This is a genomic window from Aeromonas popoffii (assembly GCF_000820025.1).
Classification (GTDB): domain Bacteria; phylum Pseudomonadota; class Gammaproteobacteria; order Enterobacterales; family Aeromonadaceae; genus Aeromonas; species Aeromonas popoffii.
Genome location: NZ_CDBI01000005.1, coordinates 1 through 6,589, shown reverse-complemented (window position 1 = coordinate 6,589; position 6,589 = coordinate 1). Strand labels below are relative to the sequence as shown.

Annotated in this window: 4 protein-coding genes; all 4 read right to left on the bottom strand. The window is 57.0% G+C overall.

What is annotated here, in order from left to right; all coding sequences use genetic code 11:
• Window positions 1-91: 91 nt before the first annotated feature.
• Entirely contained in the window at window positions 92-814 is a 723-nt protein-coding gene (locus tag BN1129_RS21725; protein ID WP_052449289.1) for a hypothetical protein, read from the bottom strand.
• The gene (locus BN1129_RS00665; protein WP_042033852.1) at window positions 811-3,876 is read right to left on the bottom strand and encodes a toxin VasX; all 3,066 of its coding nucleotides are present in this window, start codon (window positions 3,874-3,876) and stop codon (window positions 811-813) included. The genes BN1129_RS21725 and BN1129_RS00665 overlap by 4 nt, the downstream gene beginning before the upstream one ends.
• Complete coding sequence (locus tag BN1129_RS00660; RefSeq protein ID WP_042033851.1) at window positions 3,877-4,713, bottom strand: DUF4123 domain-containing protein; 837 nt, start codon at window positions 4,711-4,713, stop codon at window positions 3,877-3,879.
• On the bottom strand, window positions 4,713-6,589 hold a 1,877-nt coding region (locus BN1129_RS00655), incomplete at its 5' end, for a type VI secretion system Vgr family protein (RefSeq protein WP_042033849.1). The genes BN1129_RS00655 and BN1129_RS00660, both read right to left, overlap by 1 nt.

Here is a 6,589-nt window from a genome sequence, read left to right as displayed (position 1 = left end):
GTTCGCGATCTTGCCCTGCCCCCCTGTGTCAGGGTATGGGGCAAACGATATTCACCCCGTTGACCCTGACGAAACAGCGCTGAAGTCAACTTCAAAACGCACGCCAGCTATCTACCTCATGCACTTCATAATTATCCAGATAGGGATAGAGCATCTTCAATACCTTCTGATATTCCCCTTCTAAACAGTAGAGCACACCGAATTCAGAGATATGTTCACGACCATGTAGTTTGATTGCTCTTCCTTTCTCAAACAGGGTTAACTCGGCTTTATCGCCATTAGAGTAAAGACACACCTCTTCTTTTAACTCCGGCTTCATATCTTTTATTTTCCAAGCCAGCAATGCACTTGCACCAGCACCGATAAAGGCCGCTGGGCCAAGCAGTCCTGCCGCCAGGACACAGGCAATACAGCCAAACCATCCCACACCACGCATGATGGTAAAGGCAATCTCGGGAATGTCATCCTGCACGGTGTAGTAAATGCCTTTGGACGTAATATGGTACTGGTATATTTTATTGGCACTTATCAAGTAACGGTCATAAAAAATCCACACCAACCCCAAACCATACATTGTATTTGAGGCTAGATTGAAAATTGGCATTCCCTCACCGCGAAATGCCAAATAAAGGCCAAAAAGCATCCCCCCAATTCCGGCCCCCAATGCTGAGCACCAAGCAGTGTGCTGCCGATGATTAATTCGCCACTGGTAAAGTACTGGCTCTTGTTGCAGTGCCTGATATTGTTCCGCGATATAGCGAAACAGGGGCTCCCCGGAACGGGGGGGGTTATCTTCCATTTGCATTTCGTTCATGGTTTCATCTCAATCAATATGCCTTTTACCGGTAAGGCAGCCTCTGTTTCTGCGGTGAGCACAGCGCCAAGGGCGAGGGAGCCACGGATCACAAAACGTTGTGCTGTTCCACTCAGGCTCTCTTCGGCTGGATAGGTGATCAGCAGTATCAGCTTGTCCCCCTGTGTCAGGGTATGGGGCAAACGATATTCACCCCGCAGACCCTGACGAGTTGGCAGAGGTAGCGCACGAGGAGCACCATGTACCGGCACAACAGCCGGATAACTGCCATTGGGGTTAGCCTGATAACCGATGCGCTGCACACCGGCGTGCAACGTCATTTCACTGATATGTGCTGGCATGCGGATCACCAACTCCCCCCCTTTTTCATCTATCGTCACGACCGGAGCATGAGCCAGTCGCTCATACTCCCCCATCTCGACGGCGGGTGTCCAGCCAGCAGGTTTGGTGCCCCAGGTCGACTGCAGCAACCAGCGCTCGATAGGAGTACGGCCAAAACGGGCCAATAACCAGGTTGAAAGCAGGTAGGCAACACCGCCGATAGCAATAAACGCCATCATCCAAGGGGCCCAGATTGCACCGACAACTGCTCCTGAACCCAACTTAATTAGAGAGCCTACGGCAGCAAACCCTTGCGCTCCGATACCTAGTACTTTTAACCAGTAAGCAAACTGCTCCGTGTCAGAGTTGGTGGCATCAGATAGCTTTTCTGCGGTTTCAAAGCCTTCGAAAACCGCTGCAACTAAGCCCAGCCCCGCCATGGCCCCCATCGAGAGTGCAAAGCGGCGGGCCAAAACGCCATAACCTTCTTTGGCCACATCCTTCAACTTCATAGCCAATAATGTATTTTCTTTCAGCGCTCCATAGGCCTTGCCCTGATAGACACCGGCAATCATATTGCCGGTCCAGGCGGCAGTATAGGTCACGGCGCGGTCAAGATCGGCCAGGGCCTTGGGGTTGCCTGTGACTTTTAAACGGTTCTCTTGATAGTGGTCCAGGGTTGAAACGAGATTAGCCATATTGACCAGTGCGGCCAGCCCACCAAAGTTGCCCCAGCTATCCCAGACCTTGCCAGCCTGTCCTGCCGCTTTTACGCCCCCCTGACGCAACAGCGCCTGATAGCGCGCTACATTGGCTTCAAACTCGACCTGCTTACCTTCAAGGAGTAACAGGCGGGGCCAGCGGGCACGTTGCAACTGCTGGCCAGCTTGTCCCAACTCCTGCGTTTGGTGCGGGGTGATGGGTTGTCCTGGGGTACCCAGCTGGCGGCTCTGCATCCCCGCTGCCTCGCGTTGGTGCTGCAGCCACGCCTTGGCTTCGGTATTGAATGCCTTGTTAAAACGTACCGCTTGCCCGGTATGTACCGCTTCCAGCGCTACCGCAGCCACCCAGGCAGCGTTGGCTTGCCCTTTAAGCAGCAGGGGATGCAGCACCATGGTCAGCCGATCCCATGCCTGCATGGCTGGGCCAGTGATGGCTTGATGAAGGGCATCCATGGTGGCCTTGGATGATGCCCCCAAACCGGCAAGCAGTTTGCTATCAAGCACGCGCCCTTCATCGGCCAGCGCACTCCACCCCGCACTGGCGTTAGCACCTGCCGTGGTGTTACTGATATTGAGCCAGGACGACTGTCCGACCAGCTCTTTTTTGACTGTCTCGTCAAAGCCATAATGCGCCAATGCGGGCAAAGCGCCTTTACGTAATTGCTTTTGCAGAGTCTTGGCCCATTCCATCCCAGGCGTCGTCACCTGCAACATCGCCAGCCACTCCTGGGCACTGGTGAGCAGATAGGTTTGTGCATTTTCTGTCTGACTATCAAACCCAAGCAAGAGAGGGTTGCCCGGTAGCGCAGCCAGCACAAGCAGGGCATCGTCATAGGTCACTTTCCACCGTTGCCGGAGCTTGTCCATCAAGGGTTGGTGTTGTGCGATCAAGGCTTCCAGCTCTTGCCAGCGGACCACCTCCTGATAGCGATACTCACCCCACTGTTGCACCAGGTCTGGCCCTGGTTTATATCCTTGCAAGGCCGTCAGTGCCTTATCCGCCCGAGCCGTTAACGACTCGGCCATCTGGGGAGTGCTCACAGCCACAGGCGGTGCCAACATAAACTGTTGGCGCTCTCGCTCGGCTTTGGCGTAGGCCAACAGGCTCTTTTTAAAACGAAATGTCGCCAGTCTATTGCCTTTGATGGCGGCAGGGAGCTGCTGTTCATTTACTGGCGGCAACCCAACCATCTCGGTAATCGCGGCCATGCTCCATTTGTGGCGCTGGGTATCATTACTGAAGGGATCCTCCTGCTTGGCCCACACGTCGCTCAGCCGTATCGTTACCTCGTGCATATCCGAGATAAGGTCGTCGAGCGCCACCACCAACGTACTCTTCAAATCCGGCATACCCGCCTTGCTCTCATCCGGTGAGCCTGCCGGTTTGTCACACCACAGTAGGCCCGGCTCTACCCCCTCAGGCGCCTTGAGGGGGGCAGAGCTGTCGACGAATCCCTCGTTGGGCAAGCCCATGTCGGCCACGTGGGTGGAGAGCAGGTCGAGCAACCCGGCATGCTCGCCCCCCATCTTGCTGGCCAACGACAGCAGCTTGAAGCTGCGCATGCCTTTGCTGCGCAGGCTGCTCTGCTCGCTATAGGCGGTTTTCAGGCGATCGGTCCAGCGCTGGTGTGAAAATGCCATCGCCACCTTGTGGTTGGCAGGGTAGAGCAAATGGCCCTTGCTGCCCTTGCTGGCATGGATAAATTGGCTGCCTTTGACCTCGTACTCATCGAGCGCTTTCGCTGTTTCGTCAAAGACATAGAGCCAGCCATCGCGCAATTGACGCAAGGTGTAGGGGTTAGCCTTGAGCGTCAGGGGGCCCTTGAAGTCTTTGGCTGGCAGGGGATGAGGTTGTGTGGCTGATGCCTCAACGACCTCATCCAGGGCATAACGCACCGGCACCAGGGCGAGCTCTTTATCTTTAAAGGGGCAGGTGCCCACCGGGCTTTTACAATCTTTATTGCTGGCCACCATGGCCACCTGGTTGGGTCCGCTCTTGGATTGGTTTATTTGGCCCATTTAGGTTAACTCCTGTGGTAATGCGTGCTGCTCTGCCCAGTTGGCCGCCAGCTCCACGCGTTGTGACGGGGTTTGTGCCGAGGGGGAGGTTAGATACTTGGTCAGGGTCGGATAGTCATCGCCCTCCCACCATCCATCGCCGACAAATCCCAGCACATTGAAAAACAGCAGCAGGTCGCGCTCGGTCTGAAATCCCAGTTGATAAGCCTGTTTGGCCCAGCGGGCAATCCACGCCTGCGGGTCACTCTGTGCAGACAACCGGGCAGGAAACCACGCCTGCATGTGGCGATAAGTCGCATCCAACTGGTTTTGCCAGCTCACTTCACCAAGCCGGGCCCACTGTGGCTCGGTCAGCCTGCAGCTGTCGCCCATCGGCTCGGCAAGCGTCTCTTTAACCTGCCTATGGTGCCAACCCGCACGAGTAGGCAACCAGACTTGTGCTATCCCCTGCCAAAACCAAGGGTCAGCATCCACCATCAGGCATGCCATGGTTTCCGGGGCCGCCAGCTTGAGCAGAATGCGGCTGCCATAGGGGCTTTCGACCTCGATGAGCTGGCGTAACTGGTCAGCCAGCGGCAATAACGTCAAATACGAGGCGAGCAGCCATCCCGTATTGGCGGGCAGCTGCTGAAACCAGCGGAGCAACGGCTCACTGGCCTCAACCAGACAGGGGGATACCTCGCGCAAGCTATCCCAAGGGGAATAAAGATAAAGAGGTTGGTAAACCGGGCTATCGATTACCTCAAACAGTTGCCTTTCCAGCTCGGAGAGTTGCCCGCCATCGAGCAACAGATAAAGACGCTCACCATTAGCCAACGCGAGCTCTGGCAAGACCATTACTTGCCCTCCTTGGCCAACTGCTCACAAATTTCACAGACTGGCTCGGCGGATTTGAGGGTGGCTATCTGACGGATGGGGTCCACCGGTAGGGGTGGTGGCACCACCTCGACATCATCAGGTTGTATTGGCATCTGCCCGCCCCAGCCCGAGCCAGAACCCGCACTCCCGCCAGAGTTCATCTTGATGGAGCCGCCAGAGAGGGTGACACCACCGGCATCAATCTTCACAAAGCTGCCGCCGACTTTCAGGGTCAGTTCGGCCCCGGCCTCCATCACGATTTTCATGCCCGCCTTGTGGTGCACTTCGCTGCCAGCATCAACCAGCAGTGACTGCCCCAGCTTCTGGTGCATGGAAGCATCGACCGTCAGCGAATAGTCAGCCTTGATATGGTCGCGTTTCTCGCCTTCCACTGTCAGGTGGTCGTTGGCCTTGATGCGGGTGACCCGCTCGTTGTCGATGTCCCAATGCTCGTCGTGTTTGATGTGCCAAGCAGCGTCGTTCTCTATCAGCACGTTCAGGTCTTTCTGACCGTGGATGTAAATCTCTTCCTTCCCCGCCTGGTCTTCAAAGCGCAGTTCGTTGAAGCCCTCGCCCTGGTGGGTCTCGGTGCGCAGCACGGTGCGGGTCTTGTTGGCGGGCAGCTCGTAAGGCGGTCGGTTGGTGGCGTGGAAGGTGCGACCGGTGACGATGGGCTGGTCGGGGTCCCCTTCCAGGAAGCTCACGATGACCTCGTGGCCGATGCGCGGAATGGCCATCATGCCGTACTGGCCGCCTGCCCAACCCTGACTCACCCGCACCCAGCAGGAGCTCTGGTCGTTGGAACTGCCGTAGCGGTCCCACGGGAATTGAAGCTTCACCCGGCCATGCTCGTCGCAGTAAATCTCCTCCCCCTCGGGGCCCACCACTATCGCAATTTGCGGGCCGTCGACCATTGGCTTGTGGGGGGCCTCGGGGCTGCCGATGCGGACGCGCCAGGTGGTACTCGCTTTCACTACGCCAAATTCGTTGTGGTAAACGGTCGGGCCACTGCCCCCTTCCTCTTCCAGCGCCTGCGGCTGCAAGCCGGTGTGGCGGATACGCACAATTTGCCAGTCGGTATTGAGGTTACCGTTCGGATGCTCGGTGAGTGAAAATGTCTGGCCCGGCAGCAGGGCCGCGCTGTTGGACTTGCCACTGCCCGCCACAGCGTCATTGCGCAGCGCATCGAGGCGGTGCTGGGCAAACGCCTTGCCGCTCGGGTCCTCTTTGTAGCGGCCCGGATAGTCAAAGTGCTGGTAAGTGTCGCGCTGGTGCTCGAGCTCAGCCCCCATTTTCTTCTGGGAGAGACCATAAGCCGGGGTTTTAAAGCTGTAGTCTTTGAGCTCTACATCCGAGGTGCGCACCGATTCGCGGTAGTGGAACTGGCGCACGTAGGCGCCCTGTTCCAGCGAACGGTTGCCGAGGTTAAAAAACAGCTCTGGGCCTTGGGTCAATGCAGCCGCATCGTCGGCAAACACGATACGGTGCTTGCCTGCTTCAAACTCATGGAAGTAAAAGAGCCCCTCTTCGGCGGCCAGGCGGTTAACGAAATCGAGGTCGGTTTCGCGGTACTGCACGCAATATTCGCGCTGGGCATGCTCGTTTTTCAGGGCAAAGGCGTAATCGGTGATGCCGTGCTCTTGCAGCAAAATGGAGAGGATTTCGTCCGGCTTCTGTGCCTGAAAGATACGGGAGTTTTGGCGAAGGCCCAATCGCCACAGGGCAGGTTTGACGTGCAGCTGATAGCGGGTGCGGCGAAAGCCGCTGTCCCCTTGCACAAAGTCGCTCACTACCCCGCATACCCGGCGCTGCAGCTCGCCGTGGTACCACACCAGCAGCTCGCAGGGCTGGTCCA